Annotated in this window: 18 protein-coding genes; 12 read left to right on the forward strand and 6 right to left on the reverse strand. The window is 66.6% G+C overall.

Annotation, left to right across the window (positions count from 1 at the left end; all coding sequences use genetic code 11):
* Positions 1-60: 60 nt before the first annotated feature.
* Positions 61-339: an HU family DNA-binding protein gene (locus MFF62_RS17390; protein WP_238264360.1), complete on the reverse strand. Its 279-nt coding sequence runs from the start codon at positions 337-339 to the stop codon at positions 61-63.
* 1,009 nt (positions 340-1,348) lie between these two features.
* Here MFF62_RS17390 and MFF62_RS17395 point away from each other — a divergent pair.
* A complete protein-coding gene (locus MFF62_RS17395; RefSeq protein WP_238264361.1) occupies positions 1,349-1,852 on the forward strand; it encodes an SET domain-containing protein in 504 nt (167 codons plus the stop codon).
* A 24-nt stretch (positions 1,853-1,876) separates the two neighbouring features.
* On the opposite strand, the gene MFF62_RS17400 is transcribed toward MFF62_RS17395, so the two are convergent.
* The 4 genes from MFF62_RS17400 to phhA form a co-directional block, all read right to left on the reverse strand.
* On the reverse strand, positions 1,877-3,577 hold the full coding sequence (locus tag MFF62_RS17400) for a sensor histidine kinase (protein ID WP_238264362.1): 1,701 nt from the start codon (positions 3,575-3,577) through the stop codon (positions 1,877-1,879).
* A 32-nt stretch (positions 3,578-3,609) separates the two neighbouring features.
* Complete coding sequence (locus MFF62_RS17405; protein WP_066737789.1) at positions 3,610-4,314, reverse strand: response regulator transcription factor; 705 nt, start codon at positions 4,312-4,314, stop codon at positions 3,610-3,612.
* A gap of 108 nt (positions 4,315-4,422) precedes the next feature.
* On the reverse strand, positions 4,423-4,722 hold the full coding sequence (locus MFF62_RS17410) for a 4a-hydroxytetrahydrobiopterin dehydratase (RefSeq protein ID WP_238264363.1): 300 nt from the start codon (positions 4,720-4,722) through the stop codon (positions 4,423-4,425).
* A gap of 149 nt (positions 4,723-4,871) precedes the next feature.
* Positions 4,872-5,801, reverse strand: a complete 930-nt coding sequence (gene phhA / locus MFF62_RS17415) for a phenylalanine 4-monooxygenase (protein ID WP_238264364.1) — start codon at positions 5,799-5,801, stop codon at positions 4,872-4,874.
* 170 nt (positions 5,802-5,971) lie between these two features.
* Between phhA and MFF62_RS17420 the strand changes: the two genes are divergently transcribed.
* From MFF62_RS17420 to MFF62_RS17445, 6 genes are all read left to right on the forward strand, one after another.
* Positions 5,972-6,451 carry an Lrp/AsnC family transcriptional regulator gene (locus tag MFF62_RS17420; RefSeq protein ID WP_238264365.1) on the forward strand — a complete coding sequence of 160 codons (480 nt, stop codon included), beginning with the start codon at positions 5,972-5,974 and terminating at the stop codon, positions 6,449-6,451.
* 92 nt (positions 6,452-6,543) lie between these two features.
* Entirely contained in the window at positions 6,544-12,513 is a 5,970-nt protein-coding gene (locus tag MFF62_RS17425) for an alpha-2-macroglobulin family protein (protein ID WP_238264366.1), read from the forward strand.
* Between the two features lie 11 nt (positions 12,514-12,524).
* Positions 12,525-13,211: a lysoplasmalogenase gene (locus tag MFF62_RS17430; RefSeq protein ID WP_404990772.1), complete on the forward strand. Its 687-nt coding sequence runs from the start codon at positions 12,525-12,527 to the stop codon at positions 13,209-13,211.
* Between the two features lie 19 nt (positions 13,212-13,230).
* A complete protein-coding gene (pbpC, locus tag MFF62_RS17435; RefSeq protein WP_238264368.1) occupies positions 13,231-15,441 on the forward strand; it encodes a penicillin-binding protein 1C in 2,211 nt (736 codons plus the stop codon).
* A 91-nt stretch (positions 15,442-15,532) separates the two neighbouring features.
* Positions 15,533-16,489: a delta(1)-pyrroline-2-carboxylate reductase family protein gene (locus MFF62_RS17440; RefSeq protein WP_238264369.1), complete on the forward strand. Its 957-nt coding sequence runs from the start codon at positions 15,533-15,535 to the stop codon at positions 16,487-16,489.
* Between the two features lie 294 nt (positions 16,490-16,783).
* Positions 16,784-17,509, forward strand: a complete 726-nt coding sequence (locus tag MFF62_RS17445; protein ID WP_238264370.1) for an OmpW/AlkL family protein — start codon at positions 16,784-16,786, stop codon at positions 17,507-17,509.
* A 68-nt stretch (positions 17,510-17,577) separates the two neighbouring features.
* Here the strand turns inward: MFF62_RS17445 and MFF62_RS17450 are convergent, their stop codons facing one another.
* Positions 17,578-17,778, reverse strand: coding sequence for a heavy-metal-associated domain-containing protein (locus MFF62_RS17450; RefSeq protein WP_238264371.1), 201 nt, complete (start codon positions 17,776-17,778; stop codon positions 17,578-17,580).
* Between the two features lie 174 nt (positions 17,779-17,952).
* Between MFF62_RS17450 and MFF62_RS17455 the strand changes: the two genes are divergently transcribed.
* From MFF62_RS17455 to MFF62_RS17475, 5 genes are all read left to right on the forward strand, one after another.
* A complete protein-coding gene (locus MFF62_RS17455) occupies positions 17,953-20,418 on the forward strand; it encodes a heavy metal translocating P-type ATPase (protein ID WP_238264372.1) in 2,466 nt (821 codons plus the stop codon).
* Complete coding sequence (cueR, locus tag MFF62_RS17460) at positions 20,415-20,822, forward strand: Cu(I)-responsive transcriptional regulator (protein ID WP_238264373.1); 408 nt, start codon at positions 20,415-20,417, stop codon at positions 20,820-20,822. Before MFF62_RS17455 ends, cueR begins: the two co-directional genes overlap by 4 nt.
* A gap of 203 nt (positions 20,823-21,025) precedes the next feature.
* Entirely contained in the window at positions 21,026-21,937 is a 912-nt protein-coding gene (locus MFF62_RS17465) for an alpha/beta hydrolase (RefSeq protein WP_404990773.1), read from the forward strand.
* A 91-nt stretch (positions 21,938-22,028) separates the two neighbouring features.
* Positions 22,029-23,696 (forward strand): GMC family oxidoreductase, encoded by a 1,668-nt coding sequence (locus MFF62_RS17470; protein WP_238264374.1) that lies wholly within the window; start codon positions 22,029-22,031, stop codon positions 23,694-23,696.
* A 309-nt stretch (positions 23,697-24,005) separates the two neighbouring features.
* Positions 24,006-24,219, forward strand: a 214-nt coding sequence (locus MFF62_RS17475; protein WP_238264375.1) for an ATP-binding cassette domain-containing protein, incomplete at its 3' end; no start/stop codon positions are given.

The following is a 24,219-nucleotide window of genomic DNA, read 5'->3' on the forward strand; positions in this document are numbered from 1 at the left end:
GGGCTTGGGCGGCGGCACGGCGGGGTCATGCGATGCGGGCGAACTGCATGCCCGTCGGCATTACTGGTTGACGGCGTCCTTGAACTTCTGACCTGCCTTGAACTTCACGGTCTTCGCAGCTTCCACCTTGATTTCTTCGCCGGTGCGCGGGTTGCGGGCCATGCGCTCGCCACGTTCGCCCTTGCTGAAGGTACCAAAGCCGATCAGGCTCAGGGTATCGCCCTTGGCCACGGCATCCATGATGGCGGTCAGGGTCACGTTCAGGGCCTGTTCGGCCTTCGCTTTGGTCAGACCGTCCACGCCTGCTGCGATCGCGTCGATCAGTTCGGTTTTCGTCATGCTTCACTCCGTATCGAGTTGAAAAAACACTGACGTCCTGCCCGGGGGCCTGCCCGCAAGCCGCCCCGGCAAAGACGCCGCGGGCCACATCATACCGTGTCGGACACGCCGCACCGGGAACAGTTTGTTACCGGCACCCGCCGCGAAGCCGCTTCAGGTCAAGGTTCGCGGGGTTTTGGCTCGTCGCGCGCAGGGCGTTTTACGGTTTTTGCGCAGCACTTTTCGCGGGAGCTCGTGGAATGGATCCACGGGGCTGCAACGGCACCGGGGGAGGTATACGGGCCACAGACAGGGCGTATACGGCCTCTCAGCGCCCTGGAAGGCCTCCAGTGTCTCTGGAGAGGGGCGGGGGTGTCCAAGGGCTCTGAGGGCGTATACGCGGGTTCCAGGCCGTATACGTGTCACGAGCGGGTCGTATACGCATGCAAACCTTTTAAAAGAGGCTATTACGCCGCATCGAAACGTATACCCGCGTACAGCGCTGCGAATTGCGCCCGTCGTACCCGTCCCCTGCGTCATGAGCCCGTTGCACATTTTTTCATCTCGTACAAAAACGGGCGTCTCTCCCCGACGCTGCGTATACGCCCTTCGGCTCAGGCCTTCTGCGTAGGGTTTACTTCTTTTCTTTATGTATACGAATAGTAGTGATAGATAAGCCACGGCCTTTTCTGTGGATAACCCCGTATACGTCAAGCGGATCAAGCGTTTACGTATACCGAAAGCGCAGGGATGAGATGTTGGCTCGCGTGGATGACTCAACCTTCCGGATGGGATGAGGGATGTATACCTGCCGACTTGTACGTATACCGTCCCCAGCCCAGCCCCAGGCAGCCCACACCAAACCCGCGCGCTTATCCACAGAAACGGGGCCGGTTATCCACATCGGTATACGTAAACAGGTCCGTAAACATCTGCCTCGTTGTGTGCTGGTTGATGCGTATACCTGACACGGTGGCCCGGGTATCATCGCGTTCGCGCCGGACTGGACCGGCCCAACAGGAACATCAGCATGTCGGATAAGGCCAAGGACGCCAGCAACCTGAAGGAGAAGGCGGGCAAGAAGAAGACCGCCAGTGATCGCATCGAAGTGCGCCAGTCTGGCGTGCACGGCAAGGGTGTCTATGCGATTGGCGCCATTGCCGAGGGCGAGCGCGTCATCGAGTACAAGGGCGAACACATCTCGTGGAAGGAAGCGCTCAAGCGTCACCCCCACGACCCGGCTGACCCGAACCACACGTTCTACTTCAGCCTGGAGGACGGCAACGTCATCGACGCCAAGTTCGGTGGCAACCGTGCGCGCTGGATCAACCACGCCTGCGAGCCGAACTGCGAGGCGCGCGAGAAGAAGGGCCACGTCTACATTCACGCCCTGCGCGACATCGCCGAAGGCGAAGAGCTGTTCTATGACTACGGCCTGGTCATTGACGCGCGCTATACCAAGAAGCTGAAGAAGGAGTACGAGTGCCGCTGTGGCAGCCCGAAGTGCCGCCACACCATGCTCGCGCCCAAGTAGGCGGGGCCAGGGAATAGGTAGGTCTTAGGCCGGCGCGGTGCCCGGCGCCTCGCACGGGATCCGGATCACGAAGCGCATGGACGGCCGGCGAGCGGACGATTCCGATGATTCGGGCGTGGCGCCGTCGTCGGGCCCGCCCGCCATGGCTGCCGGTGCCGTGGGCGCCAGGGAGCTGGCCTGCGCCGGCACATCCTCGATGCGGATCGTGCCCTGGTGCAGGGTGATGATCTCGTGCACGATGGCCAGGCCCAGCCCGGCCCCGCCCGGAGACGCCTGCAGCGCGGGTACGCCAGGCGTGTGATCGCCGCGGAAGAAGCGCTTGAAGACTTCCTCGCGGCGCGCGGCCGGAATGCCCGGCCCGTTGTCTTCCACCATCACCACGGCCATGCCGCGATGGCCCATGGCCTCGCCACCGGCACGCACCGTGATGCGTCCGCCCGGCGGCACATACTTCACGGCGTTGTCGATCAGGTTGGACAGCGCCTCGCGCATCAGCAGGCGGTTGCCGCGCACCACGGCCGGCGCGCCGCCCGTGAAAGTAGGGCCGGGCAACACCTCGAAGCCCAGGTCCACGCGCCGCGCCAGCGCCTGCGGCACCCATTCCGCGCCAATCTCGAAAGCCAGTTCCGCCAGGTCGAAGTGCTCGACCGGGCCCAGCCGTTCCAGCGACAGGCCCGGTTCGGCCCGTGCCAGCGACAGCAACTGGTTCGACAGCCGCACGGCGCGGTCGGCGGCGGTCTGGACTTCGCGCAGCGCATGGCGCGCCACGTCCAGCGAATCGGCTTCCACCGCGCGGTCAGCATGCAGCTTCACGGCGGTGAGCGGGGTCCGCAACTGGTGGGCGGCATCGGCGATGAACTTGCGCTGGGCGTCCAGCGCATCGCGCAGGCGCGACAGCAGCGCATTGAGCGCGCGGATCAGCGGTTCCACCTCGGCCGGCACCTGGGTCTCGTCCAGCGCGGCCAGCGACCGCGCGGTCTGGCGGTTCAGCTTGTCGGTCAGGATCTGCAGCGGGACCAGTTCTTCCTTGAGCACGTGCGACAGGATCAGGCTGCCCACCAGCAGCAGCAGGATCAGCGGCACCGATACCGACAGCAGGATCTCGTTGGCCGCCGTCTCGCGCCTGTCCAGCAGCTCGGCCACCTCCACCACGATCGGTCCGCGCGGGATCTGCGCCTCGGTGGGCGTGGTACCCATTTCATCGGTGGCCGGGCTGGGCAGGCTCACCGGCAGGCGCACCGCGCGCACCTGGCGGCCGCTGAACCAGGCATAGAACAGCCGGGCATCGTGCAGCGAGGTCTGGCCCGTGCCGTAGCCCAGCCAGGTATCCATGCCGCCGATCAGGCCGTCCGGGCCGTGGATGCGCCAGTAGATGCGGTCCGAGCCCTCGGCTTCCACCAGGGTCTGGGCGATGGTCGGGATGTCCTGCTCCAGCCGGGGGCCGGCAATGCGGATCTGCTGGGCGATGTTGTTGGCCACCCCGTACAGCGCGCGGTCGAATACCTGTGTGGTGTAGTGCGCCGCCAGCCAGTACGACAGCGACCCGCTGGTCAGCACCAGCGCGAACAGCGGCGTGGCCAGCGCGCGCAGCAGGTGGATGCGCAGGCTCGGGTTCGATGCGCCGCGTTGTGCGGCATTGCCCCGGTTACGGCCGCCGCGCACCCGTTTGCCCGGGGCGCTGGCGTCGCCGGGTTGGGCAGGAGAGGAAGGAAAACGCGGCCACATGGCGGGTGGGGACGTCAGCGTCCGGCGGGCAGCTAGTGGCCGGCGCGGATCTGCAGCAGGTAGCCGAAGCCGCGCACCGTGACGATTTCCACGTCGGCGTCTTCAAGCTTCTTGCGCACGCGGTGCACGTACACCTCGATGGCCGTGTCGCCCACGGTATCGCCGCCTTCGCCGGCCGGGTGCGCGAACGTGGCCAGGTGGTCCTGCAACTGCGCCTTGCTGACCACACGGCCCTGGCGCTGCAGCAGCAGTTCCAGCACGGCGAATTCACGCGGCGACAGTTCCAGCGGACGGCCATCGACGAACATGCGCCGGTCGTTGCCCGACAGCCGCAGGCGGCCCAGCCGCACATCGCGCTCGGGGGCGGCCTCGCCATGCTGGCTGCGGCGCAGCAGCACGCGCACGCGTGCTTCCAGCTCAGGCAGGGCGAATGGCTTGACCAGGTAGTCGTCGGCGCCCGCGTTCAGGCCCGAGAGCTTGTCTTCCAGCTCGTCGCGCGCAGTCAGGATCAGGACGGGAGTGGTGCGGTTGCGGGCACGGTAGCGCGCCAGCAGGGTCATGCCATCGATGCCAGGCAGGCCCAGGTCCAGGATGACCAGGTCGTGCTGCTCCTTGAGCAGGTGGTCGGTGGCATAGACACCGTCGTGCACCACGCGTACCTGGTGGCCGGCGCGGGATAGCCCGGCCTCCACGCCGCTGGCGATTTGACGGTCGTCCTCGATCAGCAGGATACGCATGGCGGTACAGGTGACATTGAAACGTAAACAATGTCGCCGATTGTACAGGGCAGGCCCGTGGCCTGCCTTTCAGTTGCCCTACAGCGGCCGGAGCCGCCGGGGATGAAGTCAGCGGGCCAGGCCGGCGGCAGCCCGTTCGATGAACGTGGCCAGGTCGATATCGCGCTGGGTCAGGCCGTTGGCATCGTGCGTGGACAGCGTGATGTCCACGCGGTTGTACACGTTGAACCACTCGGGGTGGTGATCCACCTTGTCGGCCTGCAGCGCCACGCGCGTCATGAAGCCGAATGCGGCGTTGAAATCGGCGAACTTGAACGATTTCTGGATGGCGTCACGGTCCTGGACGGGCGTCCAGCCGGGCAGCGCCGCCAGCAGCGGCTTGCGGGCGTCTTGCGAAAGAGGGGTCATGATGGGCTCGAACTGAAGAGTGGTCTTGGGGAACACGACAAATGCCAGCCCGCCCGGACCGCGCCGTTGGGGCGGCGGCCCGGGCATGCCGGCATTGTTTCACAAAGCGGCAAAACGGGCCGGGCGCGGCAGCAGGGCGCCCGGAGCGGTCAGATGTCGTCGCTGTCGGCCCAGCCTTCGCGGGTGCCGGTGTGGATCACCAGGTCGCCGTCGGCAATGTGGCCGGCGCCCAGCGTCGGCAGCGCGCGCAGTTCCGGGTACAGCGCGGTGAAGTCCGGGCGCGTGGCGTCAAACAGCTGTTCGAAGCTGTCGATCACGAAGTAGGTCTTCTGGAACGTGTCGATGCGGTAGCGCGTGCGCATGATGCGGTGCAGGTCGAAGCCGATGCGGTTCGGGCTGGCCGAATCGAGGCTGTAGATCGACTCACCCTGGCTGGACAGGATGCCCGCGCCAAAGATGCGCAGCCCGACCGGCGTGCGGATCAGGCCGAATTCCACCGTGTACCAGTACAGCCGCGCCAGCATGTCCAGCGCGCCGAGCTTGGCTGCCTTCAGGCCACCTTTGCCGTACGCCTCCATGTAGTCGGCGAACACCGGGTTGATCAGCAGCGGCACATGGCCGAACACGTCGTGGAAGCAGTCCGGTTCCTGCAGGTAGTCGAGCTGTTCCGGCTTGCGCATCCACCAGCTTGCCGGAAAGCGGCGATTGGCCAGGTGCTCGAAGAACACCTCGTCGGGCACCAGGCCCGGCACGGCCACCACCTGCCAGCCCGTGGCGCGCATCAGCATCTCGTTGAGCTGGTCGAAATCGGGCACGCGGTCGCGTTCCATGCCCAGCGTGACCAGGCCCTGCAGGAATTCGTCGCAGACGCGGCCCTGCAGCATCGACGCCTGGCGGTCATAGAGCTTGCGCCAGATCGCATGGTCGGTGTCCGTATAGCGGTGCACCGGTTGGGCGATGGTGAAGTCCGGGCGCAGTTCCTGGCCAGACAACAGGCCTTCAGCGAACTGTTCCTTGAGCTTGGCGGTAAGCGTGCCGGCAAAGTTGCCGGTGTCCGGGGTGGCGGCCGAGGGCGTCATGCGTTGCGTCTCCAACGTTGATTCGATTTGATCGGGTATCCGACTGATGCGGAATTCATGCATAGTCTAGCCAGCCAATGACGCGAAAAGGCCGCAAGATCGCCGTTCTTTGCCGTGGCAGTGCATATAATCCGCATATTCTGATTCGAAAGTGCGGGATACATGCGCATATGCTCAACGCCAATCTCGACCCCTATGACCTTGCCCTGCTGGCCGCCCTGCAGGTCGATGGCCGGTCCACCCATCAGCAACTGGCGGAACGGGTGCACCTGTCGCCCAGCCAGGTGGGGCGCCGCCTCGCCAAGCTGGAAGCCGATGGTGTGATCACCGGCTACCGGGTGAATCTGTCGACCCAGGCGCTGGGCCTGGGCGTGCTGGTATTCATCAGCGTGAAGCTGGCCCATCACGGCGACACCAACATCGAGCGCTTCCGCGAGGAGATCCTGCTGCTGGAGGAAGTGCAGGAGTGCTATTCGGTGGCCGGCGAGGCCGACTACCTGATCCGCGTGGTGGTGCCGGACCTGCCTCGGCTGGCCGAATTCACGATGAAACGGCTCATGCGCGTGCCTGGCGTGGAGAGCATCCGGTCCAACATCGTGCTGACTGCGCTCAAGAGCGAAGGCCCGCTGCCGCTGTCGCATTTGCGCTAAACCGCCGGGCAGTTCTGCCGAAATGTGCAGAGGCTTGCGCTTGCTACCCGCACATGTCACGCTCGCGCGGAGCCAATTCGGGAGAAGGCAGCATGATCGGGAGGATCGCCACGGCGGCCATCGCCACCGCAGCAGGTCTGGTATTGAGCGCAGTGACATGGGCGCCAGCCGCGTCCGCCGCGCAGGTCACGCGCTTTTCGCCCGAAGGGGTGAATCCGCAGGTGCGCCAGGTGGCCATCCGCTTCGACGAAGCGATGGTGCCGATGGGCGACCTCAAGGCCGCAGCGCCGGCATCGGTGTCATGCATCGGCGGCGTGGGCGGCAGCGGACGCTGGGTCAATGCCACCAACTGGGTCTACGACTTCGAGCGTGACCTGCCGCCGGGCGTGCGCTGCACGGTACAGATGGCCGCCGGGCTCAAGAGCGTGGCCGGCAAGGCCTACACCGGCAAGCCCGAATACCGCTTTGAAACGGGTGGCCCGATCGTCATCTCGGCGCGCCCGTCGGGCGGGCAGGTCGAGGAAGACCAGGTCTTTGCGCTGCGCTTCAACGGCGCGGCCACGGCCGGCTCCATCCGCGCGCATGCCTGGTGCCAGGCCGAAGGCGTTGGCGAGCGCATTCCGGTGCGCGTGCTGGGCGGCAAGGAACGCGACAGCGTCATCGAAGCGCTGAACTGGAAGGACGTGGTCAAGCGCGACGCCGACGCTGTGCACCTGCTGGCCTGCCAGCAGCGCCTGCCGGCCGGTGCACGCATGCAGCTTGTACTCGATGCCGGCATTGCCACGCCATCGGGGCTGGCCACCACGGCACCCCGGCGTTTCGACTTCCAGGTACGCGAACCCTTCTCGGCGGGCTTCACCTGCGAGCGTGAGCGCGCCGAGGCGCCGTGCACGCCGCTGCGTCCGATGACGGTCACCTTCACCGCGCCAGTGCCGCGCAAGGTGGCCGAGAAGATCGTGATGAAGACGCCGTCGGGGCCCAAGGCGCCATCGTTCGATCCGGACGAGGCCGCCGATGCACCGGTATCCACCGTCACGTTCAAGGGGCCGTTCCCGGAAAAGGCCAGCGTGACGATCGAGGCGCCGAAAGACCTCAAGGACGAAAGCGGCCGCGCGCTCAGCAACGCCGACCTGTTCCCGATCAAGCTGACCACCGCGTCGCTGCCGCCGCTGGCGAAGTTCGCTGCGGCGCCGTTTGGCGTGGTGGAGCGTTTTGCCGATGTCCCGCGCGGCAAGTCGCCTGACGACTATCCGCCGCTGCTGCCCGTGACGTTGCGCAACGTCGAGGCCGATCTGCCAGCGCTGGCCGTGCGTGCCGAGGCCGGCACCGTGGCGCGCCTGAAGGTGGACGACGACGGCGCGATCCTGCGCTGGTTCGGCATGGTCAAGCGCATGCACGAGAACACCTGGACGCGCGAGCAGATCGCTGCGATTCGCGCGGGTCAGGCGCCGTACTCGGTGCAGAGCCCGCGCAATGCACCGGCCATCGAAACGCGTTCGGTGTCATTGCTCGACGGCGCGGCTGGTGCGAAGAAGCTGGCCATTCCGAAATCCACCGACACCACGCCGCGTCCGTTCGAGGTGGTGGGCATTCCGTTGCCTGAACCCGGCTTCCACGTCGTGGAGATTGCCTCGCCGATGCTGGGCGAGGCGCTGCTGGGCAAGAAGGCGCCGATGTACGTGCGCACCGCCGCGCTGGTGACCAACCTCGGCGTGCACTTCAAGCTGGCGCGCGGCGAGAACGACGGCGACATGAGCGGCCTGGCGTGGGTCACCACGCTCGACGACGGCAAGCCCGTGGCCAATGCCAAGGTTGCCGTGCGTAGCTGCGACGGCGAACTGCTGGGCCAGGGCACCACCGATGCCACCGGCGTGGCGCGCTTCGCCAAGCTGCCGGATCGCCGCTACAAGGATTGCGCCAACGGCATGAATGGCTACTTCGTGTCGGCGCGCATCGCTGCCGATCACGCGCAGGCACGTGGCAAGGCCGACATGGCATTCGTGATGTCGGACTGGAATCGCGGCATCGAGACCTGGCGCTTCAATGTGCCGACCGACCTGAGTCCGAAGCAGAGCGTGCGCGCGCACACCGTGTTCGATCGCACGCTGTTGCGTGCCGGCGAAACGGTGTCGATGAAGCACCTGATCCGCAACGAGACGGGGCAGGGCTTTGCGTTGCCGCAGGCCATGCCGGCCAAGCTGCTGATCACGCACCAGGGCAGTGGCCAGAAGTACGAGATGCCGCTGACGTGGCGCATCACCGCCACCGGCGGCCGTAGCGCCGAGAACACGTTCCAGGTGCCGCCAGCCGCCAAGCTCGGCGTCTACGATGTGGCACTGGTCTACGACAACGACCGCACGCTCGATAGCGGCAGCTTCCGCGTCGAAGCGTTCCGCCTGCCGGTGCTGTCCGGCACGCTGTCGGTGCCCAAGGATGCCAAGGCCAAGGGTAATGCGCTGGTGGCCCCGGCCGAGGTGCCGGTCAGCATGGAGATCCACTACCTCAATGGTGGCGGTGCTGCTGGGCTGCCGGTGAGGCTGTCGGCACTGATGCGCGGCAAGTCGGTGAATTTCGCCGACTACGACGACTACGCCTTCGACCCGCCGCGCGTGCAGCGGCAAAGCAGCAGCGGTGACGAGGAAGAGGACCAGGACAGCGAGGGCTCGCGCGACGAATCCGAGAAGCTTGTGGCTGACAAGCTGCCGCTGACGCTGGACAAGGACGGCAACGGCAAGCTCACGGTCAAGAACCTGCCGAAGGTGGATGCACCGCGCGACCTGGTGCTGGAAGCCGGCTTTGCCGATCCGAACGGCGAGATCCAGACGCTGCGTCAGACGGTGTCGCTGTGGCCGTCGGCCGTGGTGGTCGGCATCCGTGCGGCCAACTGGGTATCGGTCAGTCAGAAGCTTGCCGTGCACACTGTGGTGCTTGATACGCAGGGCAAGCCCGTGGCCGAAGCGCCGGTGCAGATCAAGGCCCGCGCACGCATCACCACGTCGGCACGCAAGCGCGTGGTCGGCGGCTTCTATCGCTACGACAACCGCAGCGAGACCAAGGACCTGGGCGTGGTGTGCGATGCGCGCACCGATGCACAGGGACGTGCCCGCTGCGAGGTGGCGCTGACACAGGCCGGCGAAATCGAACTGATCGCCAATGCGCGCGATGCCGATGGACGTACCGCGCAGGCGGCCACGACTGTCTGGGTGACGCGCCAGGGTGAACTCTGGTTCGGCGGCGAGAACCATGACCGCATGGATGTGCTGCCCGAGAAGCGCGCCTATGCGCCGGGTGACACCGCCGTGTTCCAGGTGCGCATGCCGTTCCGTCGTGCCACTGCACTGGTGGCCGTGGAGCGCGAAGGCATTCTCGATACGCAGGTGGTGGAACTGAACGGCAGCGATCCGACCATCAAGCTCAAGGTCAAGCCCGAATGGGGACCGAACGTCTACGTATCGGTGCTGAGCCTGCGCGGCCGGCTGCGCGAGGTGCCGTGGTACTCGTTCTTCCAGTGGGGCTGGCGTCAGCCGCTGGACTGGTGGCACGCGTTCCGCAGTGAGGGCAAGGAGTACGTGGCACCGTCGCCGCTGGTCGACCTGTCCAAGCCAGCATTCCGGCTGGGGCTGGCACAGATCCGCGTGGGCAATGAAGCGTACCGGCTTGATGTCTCGGTGACGCCCGACAAGGCCAGCTACCCGGTGCGCGGCAAGGCGCGTGTGACCGTCCAGGTCAAGCTGCCCGACGGCAAGCCCGCGGCCAATGGCGAGGTGGCGCTGGCCGCTGTCGACCAGGCGCTGCTGGAGCTGATGCCGAACACGAGCTGGAACCTGCTCGATGCGATGGTGCAGCCGCGCAGCTACGGTGTGGAGACGTCGACGGCGCAGATGGAAATCATCGGCCGCCGCCACTATGGCCGCAAGGCCGTGCCGGCGGGCGGCGGTGGGGGCAAGAGCCCCACGCGCGAACTGTTCGACACGCTGCTGCTGTGGAATCCGCGCGTGCAGCTCGACGGCGAAGGCAAGGCGACGCTGGACGTGCCGCTCAACGATTCGCTGACGAGCTTCCGCATCGTGGCCGTGGCCGACCTGGGCGTGAACCGCTTTGGCAGCGGCAGCGCGACGATTGCCGCCACGCAGGACCTGCAGATGATTTCAGGGCTGCCGCTGCTGGTGCGCGAGGACGACAAGTACCGCGCCATGTTCACGCTGCGCAACACCACGCAGCGCGCGATGACGGTGGAAGCCACCGCGCGCGCCACGCTGGTCGATGCGCAGACGCTGCCGGCGCAGACCGTGCAGATTCCGGCGGGCGAGGCACGCGAGATCCAGTGGGACGTCACGGCGCCGGCGCTGCTTGCGTACAGCCGTAGCGGCACGATCCTGTGGGAACTGGCCGCGACGGAGAAGGGCAGCGGTGGCGCCAGCGACAAGCTCAAGGTATCGCAGCAGATCGTACCTGCCGTGCCGGTGACCGTGCAGCAGGCGATGCTGGCGCAGTTGACGCCGAACATGTCGGTGCCGGTGCAGGCTCCGGCCGGCGCGCTGGCCGATCCGTCGGGCAAGCTGCGCGGCGGCATGCAGGTTGCACTGCAGTCGTCGCTGGCGGGTGGCATGCCGGGTGTGCGCGAGTGGTTCCGCAACTACCCGTTCACGTGCCTGGAGCAGCGTTCGTCGAAATCGCTCGGCCTGGGCGATGCGGCCGCGTGGGACGCGCTGATGGCGCAACTGCCGTCGTATCTCGATACGAATGGCCTGGCCTCGTACTTCCCGCTGCGCAGCGACAGCCAGTCGGGCAGCGAGGTGCTGACGGCCTATCTGCTGGCGATCTCCGATGAAGCCGCGCGTGCGGGCCTGCCGATGCGCATTCCCGAGGCACAGCGCGAACAGATGGAGCGCGGGCTGGTGGCGTTTGTTGAGGGCCGCATCTCGCTGCAGCGCTGGGCGCCGTCGTCGGCGACGATGGATCTGGACGTGCGCAAGCTCGCAGCCATCGAGGCGTTGTCGCGCACCGGCAAGGCACAGGCGCGCATGCTGGGATCGATCCAGATCCTGCCCGACCAGTGGCCCACGTCGGCGCTGATCGACTGGCTGGCCATCCTGTCGCGTGTGCAGGACATCCCCGAGCGCGACAAGCGCATCGCCGATGCCACGCAACTGCTGCGCAGCCGCCTGACCGTGCAGGGCACGCGCCTGGTGTTCTCCACCGAGCGCACCGACAACTGGTGGTGGCTGATGTCGGGCGGCGACGTCAATGCGGCGAAGCTGCTGGCGCTGGCGTCGCAACTGCCCGCGTGGAAGGAAGACGTGCCGCAACTGGTGACCGGCCTGCTGGGCCGTCAGACGCGCGGTGCGTGGATGACGACTAACGCCAATGCCTGGGGTGTGCTGGCGATTCGCCGCTATGCGCAGGTCTACGAGAAGACGCCGGTGGCCGGCACGGCGCGCGCCACGCTGGGCGACCAGTCGCGCGCGTTCGACTGGTCGAAGGCCACGCATCAAGACGGCGTGGCCAGTGGCGCGCTGGATCTGCCATGGCCTGCCGCGAACGCACCGGTCAACCTGCAGGTGGAACAGCAGGGTACGGGCCGCCCGTGGGCCACGGTGCGCGCGCTGGCTGCCGTGCCGCTGCGCGAGCCGGTGGCGGCGGGGTATCGCATCCGCCGTACCGTGACGCCGGTGGACCAGGCGGTGGCGGGCAAGTGGTCGCGTGGCGATACGTATCGTGTGAAGCTCGACATCGATGCGCAAGCCGACATGACGTGGGTGGTGGTCAGCGATCCGGTGCCGACTGGCGCGACGATCCTGGGCAGCGGCCTGGGCCGTGATTCGGTGATCGCCACGCGCGACCAGAAATCGGCATGGTCCGATTTCACGGAGCGCACGCCGGAGGCGTATCGCGAGTACTTCGGCTACGTGCCGAAGGGTGCGCTGTCGGTGGAGTACACGGTGCGGCTCAACAACGCGGGTGACTTTGCGTTGCCGCCGACGCGCGTGGAAGCCATGTACGCGCCCGACGTATTCGGCGAGACGCCGAACGCGCGGCTGACGGTGGGGGCCGCCAAGTGAACTGGATCACCATGCGGATGCCCCCACGCGTGCGGGAATGGTGGTTTGCCGGTGTGCTGGCTGGCGTGACCTACGGCGTGCTGCTGTTCCAGGCGTCGCTGGAATTGCCGCCCGGCACGCCGCTCACGGGCCAGATTGCGTACCAACCGCTCTGGAAGACAGCGATGGCGCTGCTGCTGGCGCGTGCCGCGTGGTTCCATCGTCCCAAGGGCGAAAGGCGCTGGCTGGTGACTGCGTTGGTTTTCTCCGGCTTGGGCGATTTACTGCTGGCGCTGCCGGGACTCAGGATCTCGTTCATGGGCGGGCTCGGTGCATTCCTGATGGCACACCTGGCCTACCTGCGCCTGTTCGTGCCACTGCATGGCGACCTGCGCGCGCATCGGCTGGTGGGATGCGGGCTGGTGCTCGGTACGGCGGGTGCGCTGCTGGGGCGCTTCTGGCCCAACCTGGGGCAGCTGACGTGGCCGGTGGTGGTCTACATCGGCGTGCTGGCCGTGATGTGTTGCGCGGCGTTGCTGGCGCGCCTGCCCACGCCGCTGGCGGCGCTGGGCGCGTTGTGTTTCGTGGTGTCGGATGCGCTGATCGGCACGGCAAAGTTTCTGTCGCCGTTCGACACGTATCAGCTCGGCATCTGGTGGACCTATGCGATTGCACAGGTGCTGCTGGTGGCCGGCGTGGTGAGCGGGCGCGCGGAGTAAAGAGGACGTGGGTGTGGCGATGAAGCGAAGCGTATCGGTGTTGGCGGGCGCACTGCTGTGGTCGGCAGGCGTGGCCCATGCCGTGCCCAGCTTTCGCGATGTGCGCAACGACTGGCGCAGCGCCGATGTCGTGGTGACCGATCGTCATGGGCAGACCGTGGCGCGTGTGCGCGACGACTTCCAGGCACGTCGTGGTGACTGGGTGACGCTGGCCGATACCTCGCCCGCCTTGCGCACGGCCATCGTGCTGTCGGAAGACCGACGCTTCTACGCACACAGCGGTGTGGATTGGCAGGGCGTGGCGGCCGCCGCTTGGGCCAACCTGTGGAACACGCGCACGCGTGGCGCATCGACGCTGACGATGCAGTTGGCCGGCCTGCTCGACGAAGACCTGCGCGCGGGCCGTGGCCGCAGCCTGGGCCAGAAGATGGGACAGGTCGTCAGTGCATCGTCGCTGGAGCGCGGCTGGAGCAAGGACCAGATCCTCGAAGCGTATCTGAACCTGGTGCCGTTCCGGGGCGAACTGGTAGGCTTGTCGGCCATGTCGCAGACGCTGTTCGGCAAGGTGCCGAGCGGGCTCGACGCGCGCGAGGCGGCGCTGGCCGTGGCGCTGGTGCGCAGCCCGAATGCCGGCGCGGAGCAGGTGTCGAAGCGCGCGTGCGGCATCCTGCGCGACATGAAACTGCCACGCGAGTGCGACGGCCTGGATGGCTTTGCCGCACTGGTGCTGGCCAAGTCGGTGGGACGCTCTGGCGATGCGATGAACACGCGGCGCGATGCCAACCTTGCACCCCATCTCGGGCGCCTGCTGGTGGCGCAGGCCCGCGCGGCGACGCCAGCAGGGGGACGCCTGCCGCAGCAGATCGCATCGACGCTCGATGCCGAAACGCAGCGCGTGGCGGTGGACAGCCTCGATCGCCATCTGCGTGAACTGTCTGGCCGCAATGTCGAGGACGGCGCCGTGGTGGTGATCGACAACGCCAGCGGCGATGTGCTGGCCTATGTCGGCTCGTCGGGTGCGCTGTCGTCGGCGTCGCAGGTGGACCATGCGGCTGCATTGCGACAGGCTGGTTCGACGCTCAAGCCGTTCCTGTACGCACAGGCCATCGAGGAGCGGCGGCTGACGGCCGCGTCGCTGCTCGACGATCGTCCCGTCAACCTGCCCACCGGTGGCGGGCTCTACATTCCACAGAACTACGATCATCGCTATGCGGGCTGGGTCAGCCTGCGCGCGGCGCTGGGGTCGTCGCTGAACGTGCCGGCGGTGCGCACGCTGGTCATGGTCACACCGCACCGGTTTCATCGGCGCCTGGTATCGCTGGGGCTGCCATTGACGCAGTCGGGCGATTACTACGGCTACAGCCTCGCGCTGGGTAGTGCCGATGTGTCGCTGCTGTCGCTGACCAATGCGTATCGTGGTTTCGCCAACGCGGGCGCCTATGCGCCGTCGCGCATGACGATGGGTGCGCCGCTGCCCGTCGTCAAAACGGTGATGTCACCGCAAGCCACTTATGTCATCGGCGACGTGCTGTCCGACCGCCACGCCCGCGCGCGTACGTTCGGGCTCGACAGCCCGCTGACCACGCGTTTCTGGACGGCCGTGAAGACCGGCACCAGCAAGGACATGCGCGACAACTGGTGCGTGGGCTGGTCTCAGCGCTACACGGTGGGCGTGTGGGTGGGCAATGCCAGCGGCGCGAGCATGCACGATGTATCGGGTGTGTCGGGGGCCGCGCCGGTATGGCACGAAGTCATGGAGTCCCTGCATCGCAATGCGCCAAGCCGCGCGCCGACGATACCGCCGGGCATCGAACGCGTGGCGTTGACCTTCGACGACGACCTGGAGCCGGCACGTGAGGAGGTGTTCCTCGCAGGCACCGCGCTGCCGCGCATCCGCGTGGGGCAGCCGGGCAAGACGCAGGGCACGCCGGCCATCGCCAGCCCTGCCGACGGCACCATCTTCGCGCTCGATCCTGATATTCCGCCGGCGGCCCAGCGTGTCTGGTTTCATGCCGATGGCCTGACCGGACAGACCGCCAACGCGGTGAGCTGGCGCATGGACGGCAAGCCGCTGGGCAAGGGTGGGCAGGTTGGCTGGCTGCCATGGCCCGGACGCCACCGCGTGCAGCTTGTGGATGCGGCTGGCAAGGTCGTACACGAGATCGGCATCGAGGTACGCGGCGCAACCGTGCGCGAGATCAAGGGGCAGAAGGTTTCGCTGCAGCGTTGATCATTGCGCGTGGAGCGTTGAAGGCGTGTGCGCCGGTCTGGGCCACAATGACGCTTTCTTTCGTTGTCTTTCGCACCAAGCCCCGATCCCGATGACTTCGCTGCCCGCTCTCGATGCTGCCGCCACGGCAGCCCGCCTGCCTTACCCCGAACTCGCCCAGGCCATCGCGTCGATGCTGGGCGAGCTGCGCGACGGCACCGCCATGGCGCCGCCACGGATCGCGTTGCCGATTGGCGATGCGGAGCGCGGGCAGGGCACGCTGCTGGTGATGCCGGCGTGCAATCGCGACATCGTGATGACCAAGAACATCACCGTGCATCCCGGCAATCCGCAGCGCGGGCTGGCCACGATCCTGGGCGAGGTGATGGTGGCCGACGCGCATACCGGCGAACGGCTGGCGATGCTGGACGGCCCGACGGTGACCGGGCGCCGCACCGCCGCCGTGTCGCTGCTGGCGGCGCAATCATTCGCACCGGTGATTGACGGTGAACTGCTGATCGTCGGTGCTGGCGTGCAAGCGCAAACCCACCTCGAAGCGTTCGTCGCGGGCCTGCCGATCCGCAAGGTATGGCTGCAGTCCCGCACGCGCGACAAGGCCGAGGCGCTGGCGGTGCAGGCCCGTTCACTGGGTGTGGAGGCGGAGGTGGTCGACGAGGTGGCCTCGGTACTGCCTCGCGTCTCGATGGTGGTGACCGTGACGTCCAGCCGCACAGCCGTGCTGCCCGATCTCGATAGCGGGCTGTGGAACGACCGGCACTTCGTGGCTGGCGTGGGCGCTTTCCGGCCTGACATGTGCGAACTGCCGCCGGCGCTCTGCCAGGCAGCATCGGCTCAAGGGCGCCTGCTGGCCGACACGCTGTTCGGCATCGAGGACGAGGCCGGAGACCTGCTGCAGGCCGGCATCGACTGGAACACGGTGCAGCCGTTCGAGACCGCCATCCTGCAGGCCGATGCGCTGCGCGCCCGCACCGGCAGCCCGCTGGTGTTCAAGAGCGTGGGCTATGCGCTGTGGGACCTGGCTGCCTGCATTCTCGCCAGCCACAAGTGAGGCCGGCGACGCTCCGCTAAAGCGTCCGAACACGTGTTTGAGTGCTGGCTTTGCAGCAACAAAACCACTCCTAGCGAGTGGTTTTTCATTTGTGAAACCGAACCGTTGTGCAGACGCGTCGTTTTGGATGCAAAAACAGCGAAATAAGTGTCCGTCCTTTGGGTTAACCCTGCAGTTAGGGCATTTCTTCTATGATCGCGTGCCGTGTTTGAAACAGTCCGCGCAGGCCGCGCAGGATAATTGCGCCGGCAGTTCGCTGTATGTGGAACAAATGAGGACGGAGTAAGAGGAACAATGAAAAAGATCTATAAGAAGATGCTGATGGCGGGTGCCGCCATGGCACTGGCTGGCGCCGCACAGGCCCAGTCCGCGGGCAGCAATATCGTGAGCTTTGGCTGGATGCGCGTGATGCCCACCGGCGATTCGCAACTCCTGACGATCGATTCGCTCGGGGGCCGCCCGGTCGGTACGCAGCGCCCGAACACTGGCGCCAGCATCGATACGGCCGATACCGCCGGCCTGACGTTCGGGCACTTCTTCACCGACAACATCTCGGCCGAGATCGTGATGGGTATCCCGCCGAAGCACGACGTCAGCGGCGAGCGCGGCTACGCCCAGTATGGCAAACTCGGTGAAGTGCGCCAGTGGAGCCCGGCCATCGTCGCCAAGTGGCATTTCTTCGATGCCAAGACCAAGTTCCGCCCATACGTCGGTATCGGTGTGAACTACACGTGGTTCACCAGCGAAACCGTCACGAACCAGACCTTCGTGGCGCGCGAATTCGCCCCGGGCTCGACGATGACGGCCACCGCCAGCTCGTCGTGGAACCCGGTGTTCAACGTCGGCGCCAACTACGCCATCAACGAGAAGTGGTTCGTTGGCTTCTCGGTGTCGTACGTGCCGATGTCGAGTACCGCGCACTTCACGACCACGCTGCCGAACGGCGCCAAGGTCGAGTCGCACACCAAGATCAAGATCGATCCGGTGGTCACGTTCCTGAACGTAGGCTACAAGTTCTGATCCTTCACCGGACCAGAAACGCAAAAGGGCACCCTCGGGTGCCCTTTTTTATTGCCGCGCGGCTTGCTTCAGGCGGCCGACTTCACCGGGTAGCCGGCAGCCTCGATGGCCTGTTGCAGCGCCTGGCGATTGGCGCCCGATTCGACCTTGACCGACTGGGCCGGCACATCGGCGGCCACCTGCGCGGCGGGGTCGACGGCTTGGACGGCGCGGGTGATGGCGCCGACACAATGGTTGCAGGACATGCCTTCCACCTGGAACTGGATCATGGTGTCACTCCTTGTGAATGTTTAGCGAGAAGATCGATTCGGCCTGAAGTATGAACCTTCCCATCATGGGAAGCGCAAGGGCGATCTGATCTGCGTGGCAAACCTTGACCTTCCAATGATGGTAAGGTCCACAGTGCACTTGTCGCGCACCGTGCGCATTGCCGAATCCGTCCCATGTCCACCTCTGCTCCCGTCCTGAACGCCGTCGCTCCAGCCGCCGCGAATCCGTCCGAATGGCGCCTGCCCGTGGAGGGCATGACCTGCGCGTCGTGCGTGCGCCGCGTGGAAAACGCGCTGGCCAAGGTGCCCGGCGTACACGACGTGGCTGTCAACCTGGCCACCGAACAGGCCACGCTTTATGTGGACAACGGTGCAGCACTGGCCGCGGCCGCCAAGGCGGTGGCCGATGCCGGCTACGACGTGCCGCGCGACGAGGTGGTGCTCGATATCGCCGACATGACGTGTGCATCGTGCGTGGGACGCGTGGAGCGTGCCCTGCGCGCCGTGCCGGGGGTGCAGGACGCCCAGGTGAACCTGGCCACCGAGCGCGCCACCGTGGCGGTGCTGCGCGGTACCGCCGATGCCGCGACGCTGGCCGATGCCGTGACGCGTGCCGGATATGGCGCGAAGCCGGTGGTCGACGAGGCTGCCGCAGGAGTGGGTACGGCACAGCCGCGTGTGGATTTCTGGAGCGGCCCGTGGCCCGTGGCGATCTCGGCCGCGTTGTCGGTGCCGTTGGTGGCGCCGATGGTGCTGGAATGGTTTGGCGTGCACGTGATGCTGCCCGGGTGGTTGCAATGGCTGCTGGCCACGCCCGTGCAGTTCGTGTGCGGCTGGCGCTTCTACAAGGCCGGCTACAAGGCCGTGCGCGCGGGCGCGGGCAATATGGACCTGCTGGTGGCGCTGGGTACGTCGGCCGCCTACGCGTTGTCGATCTGGCAGATGTTCGACGCGGAACCCGGTGCCATGCCACACCTGTACTTCGAAAGCGCGGCGGTGGTCATCACGCTGGTGCGGCTGGGCAAATGGCTCGAGGTGCGCGCCAAGCGCCAGACCGCCGACGCCATCCGCGCGCTGGCCGCACTGCGTCCCGATACGGCACGCGTGCGTCGCGGCGGTGTGGAGCAGTCGGTGGCGCTGGCCGAGGTACGCGTGGGCGACGAGATCGTCGTGCGGCCCGGCGAGCGGATTCCGGTCGATGCCGAAGTGGTGGAAGGCATCAGCCACGCCGACGAATCGATGCTGACCGGTGAATCGTTGCCCGTGCCCAAGCAACCGGGTGACCGTCTGACCGGCGGCGCGATCAACTTCGAAGGGCTGCTGGTGGCGCGCACCGTGGCGGTGGGTGCCGAAACCGTGCTGGCTCGCATCATCCGCATGGTCGAGCACGCGCAGGCCGCCAAGGCGCCGATCCAGCGCATGGTCGACCAGGTCAGCGCCGTGTTCGTGCCCGTGGTGCTGGGCATCGCGCTGGCCACGCTGCTGGGCTGGGGCGTGATCGCCGGCGACTGGAGCCAGGCGCTGCTCAACGCCGTGGCCGTGCTGGTGATCGCATGCCCGTGCGCGCTGGGTCTGGCCACGCCGACGGCCATCATGGCTGGCACCGGTGCCGGCGCGCGCGCGGGCATCCTGATCAAGGACGCCGAGGCGCTGGAAATCGCGCATCGCGTATCGGTGGTGGCATTCGACAAGACTGGCACGCTGACCGTCGGCAAGCCCGAGGTGGTGGCGCTGCATGCCGTGGATGGCGACGACGCCGCGCTGCTGGCAAAGCTGGGCGCGCTGCAGTCCGGCAGCGAGCATCCGCTGGCACGTGCAGTGTTGGCGCTGGCCAGCGAGCGCGGCGTGGCGACGCCCGTGGCCAGTGACGTGCGTGCGCTGCCGGGCCGGGGCATTGCCGGCGTGGTGGGTGGTCAGGCGCTGCAACTGGGCAGCGAGGGGCTGCGTGCCGAGCTGGGTGCCGATGCGGGTACGCTGCAGGCCGATGCCGAGCGGCTGCGCGGCGAAGGGCGCACCGTGTCGTGGCTGGTCGATCCTGCGCAGCGCACGGTGCTGGGCCTGGTGGCGTTTGGCGATGCGCTCAAGCCGGGCGCGGTCGCTGCCATCGCACGGTTGCGCGAAGCCGGTATCCGTACCGTCATGCTGACCGGCGACAATGCCGGCGCGGCAGCCAGGGTCGCGCAGATGCTGGGCCTGGACGACGTGCAGGCAGAGGTGCTGCCGCAAGACAAGGCCGCGCGCGTGACGGCGCTCAGGCGCGGTGGTGAGGCCGTGGTGGCGATGGTGGGCGACGGCATCAACGATGCGCCGGCGCTGGCGGCAGCCGATGTCGGCATCGCCATGTCCACCGGCACCGACGTGGCGATGCATGCGGCCGGTATCACGCTGATGCGCGGCGACCCTGCGCTGGTGGCGGACGCGCTGGCGGTATCGCATCGCACCGTGCGCAAGATTCGGCAGAACCTGTTCTGGGCATTCATCTATAACGTGATCGGCATTCCGCTGGCCGTGGCCGGGTTGCTCAACCCGGTGGTGGCGGGTGCCGCGATGGCGTTTTCGAGTGTCAGCGTGGTGGGCAATGCGTTGCTGCTGCGCCGCTGGCATCCGCTGGCCGGCGCGCAGGCCAAGGAGGGGCAATGAATATTGGAGAAGCCGCGGCCGCCTCGGGCGTGACCGCGAAGATGATCAGGCACTACGAATCGATCGGCTTGGTGGACACGCCGCCGCGTAGCGAAGGCGGCTACCGCCGCTACGACGACCGCGCGGTGCACACCTTGCGCTTCGTCCGGCGCGCCCGTACGCTCGGATTCTCGCTCGACGAGATTCGAAACCTGCTGTCGCTCTGGCATGATCGCGGCCGGGCCAGTGCCGATGTCAAGGCGCTGACGCTCAAGCACGTGGCGGACCTGGAGGTAAGGATCGCCGAACTGGCCGCGATGCGCGATACGCTGCGATCGCTGGCCGAAGCGTGCACCGGTGATGATCGGCCTGACTGCCCGATTCTTTCGGATATGGCGTCGGACTGCGCGGGGTGTCACAAATAGGTAGCGATGTGATGGGTTTTCTTCCCTCTCCCTCTGGGAGAGGGGCGGGGGAGAGGGCAAGCGGTTCAAATCGCGACTAGTTGGCAAGCAGAGCCGCCGTGCCCTCACCCCCAACCCCTCTCCCACGGCGTGGGAGAGGGGAGCCAGACATACGGGCAGCAATCGAAAACAACAAGCAGGGCACCCACGAGGAGACGATTGGGATGGATCAACCTGTGATGGCCACCGCCATGCCTGACACCGCCGAAGCCAGCCGCCCCGCCACCGAATCGCGCCAGCGCATGCGTGACGGCACCGAACTGCTGCTGCGCACCTGGCTACCCGACCCACAACACTTTCCCGATCCGCTGGGCACCGTGCTGCTGGTACACGGACTCGCCGAACACAGCGGACGCTATCCCCACGTGGCCGCCGTGCTGTGCGCGCTGGGGCTCCGTGTGCGTGCCTACGATCATCGCGGACACGGCGCCAGCGGCGGACCCCGCATGGTGGTGCCGAATCCCGACAGCTACCTCGATGATCTGGCCGAAATCTACGATGCGGCGGTGCGGCAATGGAACGAGTTGCCGATTGTCCTGGGCCACAGCATGGGCGGCCTGGTGGCGGCACGCTTTGCCACGGCGCGCGTGCGGCCCATTCGCGCGCTGATCCTGTCATCGCCGGCGCTGGCGCTGAAGTTGTCCAACAGTATGCTCACGCTGCATCGCGTGCTGCTGGCATTGGTGCCGCGTATGCGCGTGCCGAATCCGATCGACGCCCGGCTGCTGTCGCACGATCCGGAAGTGGCGCGTGCCTATCGCACCGACCCGCTCGTGCAGGGCACGATCAGCGCTAGCGTGCTGGAGTCATTCATTCGTGGCATGGCGCGCGCCCAGGCCGACGCGGCGCGGCTGGAAGCGCCAATGCTGATGCTGGTGGGCGGTGCGGACCGCATCGTCGACCCCCAGGGCAGCCGCACGTTCTTCGACGGCGCGCCCGAGGACCTGCGCGAAATGGTCTGGTTCGACAACGGCTACCACGAGATCTTCAACGAGGCCGAACCGCTGCGCGGCGAGGTGCTGGCGGCACTGGCCGACTGGCTGCGCCGGCACCTGGAGGCTCCGGCAAAGCCCTGAAGGCGGCGGCACGCAAGTCGTGCGATGATGCCCGGCATTCCGACAAGAAAAAAAACCGATGCCCTCAGGGCAAGCAAAGGATGCAAGGGAAATGGAGACGTATGACTACATCATCGTGGGCGCCGGCTCGGCCGGCTGCGTGCTGGCCAATCGCCTGACGCAGGACCCCGATGTCAGCGTGCTGCTGCTCGAAGCAGGCGGCAAGGACGACTACCACTGGATCCACATTCCGGTCGGCTACCTTTATTGCATCGGCAATCCGCGTACCGACTGGCTCTACCGCACGGTCGCCGAGGCGGGACTGAACGGCCGCTCGCTGGGCTATCCGCGCGGGCGCGTGCTGGGCGGAAGCTCGTCGATCAACGGCATGATCTACATGCGCGGCCAGCGCGAGGACTACGACGACTGGGCGCGCATCAGCGGCGACGACGGCTGGCGCTGGGACAACGTGCTGCCGCTGTTCAAGCGCAGCGAGGACCATCATCGTGGCGCCAATGACTTCCACGGCGCCGGCGGCGAATGGCGCGTGGAATCGCAGCGCCTGCACTGGGACATCCTGGAACGCTTCATCGAAGCTGCCGAGCAGGCCGGCATTCCGCGCACCGATGACTTCAACCGTGGCGACAACTTCGGCGTGGGTTATTTCGAGGTGAACCAGCGGCGCGGCATTCGCTGGAACACGGCCAAGGCGTTCCTGCGCAAGGCGTCGGATCGATCGAACCTGACCATTGTCACGGGTGCGCAGGTGAGCAGCCTCGTGTTCGATGGGCCGGACGGCCGCCGCTGCGTGGGCGTGCAATACCTTGGTGGTGGCCAGCAGCTCGAGGCGCGCGCGCAGGAAGAAGTGATCCTGGCCGCTGGTGCGGTCAATTCGCCGCAGTTGCTCGAACTCTCCGGCATCGGCCAACCCGACCGGCTGCAGGCGCTGGGCATTCGCGTGCGCCATGCGCTGCCCGGTGTGGGCGAGAACCTGCAGGACCACCTGCAGCTGCGTACGGTGGTCAAGGTACAGGGCGTGCGCACGCTCAACACGCAGGCGTCGAAGTGGTGGGGCAAGCTTGGCATCGGCCTGCAGTACGCATTCAACCAGAGCGGTCCGATGAGCATGGCGCCGTCGCAGCTGGGTGCATTCGCGCGCAGCGACGCGCAGCAGGCCCGCCCGAACGTCGAGTACCACGTGCAGCCGCTGTCGCTGGACAAGTTTGGCGATCCGCTGCACGACTTCAATGCGTTCACGGCCAGCGTCTGCAACCTGCGGCCCACGTCGCGCGGCAGCGTGCATATCGAAGACCCGGACTTCCGGCGCGCGCCGCTGATCGCGCCCAACTACCTGTCGACCGAAGGGGACCGCAAGGTGGCCGCCGATTCGATCCGGCTCACGCGGCGCATCGTGGCATCGCCCGCGCTGGCGCCGTACCAGCCGAGCGAATGGCTGCCGGGCGCGGCGTTCCAGACCGACGAGCAGCTTGCCGAAGCGGCGGGCGCCATCGGCACCACGATCTTCCATCCGGTGGGTACGTGCCGCATGGGCACCGATGACGACGCCGACGCGGTGGTGGACAACCGGCTGCGCGTGCGTGGCATCGCGGGCCTGCGCGTGGTGGATGCATCGGTCATGCCGCTGATCACGTCGGGCAATACCAACTCGCCGACGATCATGATCGCCGAGCGGGCCAGCGACATGATTCGCGCCGACCGCAAGGCGCGCGCGAGCGGTGCAGCAAATACGCCCCAAATTGTGGCATCGGTATCGGCCTAAGGGTCTTCCACGATACTTTGCGAAGCCGGTTGCCGCGGGCGTCGGTACGGCTTCGCACATCGCTCAGGTGTCGTCCGGATAATGTATTACGCCTAGTGCAAACCCCGATGTTTTGCGACGCAGCAGGCGCACACAATAGTCGCCGGTATACGGTGCCGCAGCCTTCACTTCGCGCATCGATATCCACGGCAGCCGCGCCGTTCCCACCTATACCTACAGCGGCAAACATGGCGACAAAGCGCCGGAGTTCGAACCATTGTCAGTAGCCGGGCAAAACCTGGCATGCAGCAAGAGGGCGGGCAGGAGACTATGACTCAGGAAATCATCCTGGAAACACGGAACCTCACGAAGGAATTCAAGGGGTTCACGGCAGTGAGCGACGTCAACCTGCGCGTACGTCGCGGCTCGATCCATGCATTGATCGGACCGAACGGCGCGGGCAAGACCACCTGCTTCAATCTGCTCACGAAATTCCTGGAGCCCACCACGGGCACCATCCTTTTCAACGGCATCGACATCACGC

Origin of the sequence: Cupriavidus pauculus (assembly GCF_022179805.1) — a bacterium.
GTDB lineage: Bacteria > Pseudomonadota > Gammaproteobacteria > Burkholderiales > Burkholderiaceae > Cupriavidus > Cupriavidus pauculus_E.

Excerpts from the sequence above, each read along its gene's own strand:
- MFF62_RS17390 (WP_238264360.1), bottom strand. The coding sequence starts at position 339 with ATGACGAAAACCGAACTGATCGACGCGATCGCAGCAGGCGTGGACGGT.
- MFF62_RS17395 (WP_238264361.1), top strand. The coding sequence starts at position 1,349 with ATGTCGGATAAGGCCAAGGACGCCAGCAACCTGAAGGAGAAGGCGGGC.
- MFF62_RS17400 (WP_238264362.1), bottom strand. The coding sequence starts at position 3,577 with ATGTGGCCGCGTTTTCCTTCCTCTCCTGCCCAACCCGGCGACGCCAGC.
- MFF62_RS17405 (WP_066737789.1), bottom strand. The coding sequence starts at position 4,314 with ATGCGTATCCTGCTGATCGAGGACGACCGTCAAATCGCCAGCGGCGTG.
- MFF62_RS17410 (WP_238264363.1), bottom strand. The coding sequence starts at position 4,722 with ATGACCCCTCTTTCGCAAGACGCCCGCAAGCCGCTGCTGGCGGCGCTG.
- phhA (WP_238264364.1), bottom strand. The coding sequence starts at position 5,801 with ATGACGCCCTCGGCCGCCACCCCGGACACCGGCAACTTTGCCGGCACG.
- MFF62_RS17420 (WP_238264365.1), top strand. The coding sequence starts at position 5,972 with ATGCTCAACGCCAATCTCGACCCCTATGACCTTGCCCTGCTGGCCGCC.
- MFF62_RS17425 (WP_238264366.1), top strand. The coding sequence starts at position 6,544 with ATGATCGGGAGGATCGCCACGGCGGCCATCGCCACCGCAGCAGGTCTG.
- MFF62_RS17430 (WP_404990772.1), top strand. The coding sequence starts at position 12,525 with ATGCGGATGCCCCCACGCGTGCGGGAATGGTGGTTTGCCGGTGTGCTG.
- pbpC (WP_238264368.1), top strand. The coding sequence starts at position 13,231 with ATGAAGCGAAGCGTATCGGTGTTGGCGGGCGCACTGCTGTGGTCGGCA.
- MFF62_RS17440 (WP_238264369.1), top strand. The coding sequence starts at position 15,533 with ATGACTTCGCTGCCCGCTCTCGATGCTGCCGCCACGGCAGCCCGCCTG.
- MFF62_RS17445 (WP_238264370.1), top strand. The coding sequence starts at position 16,784 with ATGAAAAAGATCTATAAGAAGATGCTGATGGCGGGTGCCGCCATGGCA.
- MFF62_RS17450 (WP_238264371.1), bottom strand. The coding sequence starts at position 17,778 with ATGATCCAGTTCCAGGTGGAAGGCATGTCCTGCAACCATTGTGTCGGC.
- MFF62_RS17455 (WP_238264372.1), top strand. The coding sequence starts at position 17,953 with ATGTCCACCTCTGCTCCCGTCCTGAACGCCGTCGCTCCAGCCGCCGCG.
- cueR (WP_238264373.1), top strand. The coding sequence starts at position 20,415 with ATGAATATTGGAGAAGCCGCGGCCGCCTCGGGCGTGACCGCGAAGATG.
- MFF62_RS17465 (WP_404990773.1), top strand. The coding sequence starts at position 21,026 with ATGGATCAACCTGTGATGGCCACCGCCATGCCTGACACCGCCGAAGCC.
- MFF62_RS17470 (WP_238264374.1), top strand. The coding sequence starts at position 22,029 with ATGGAGACGTATGACTACATCATCGTGGGCGCCGGCTCGGCCGGCTGC.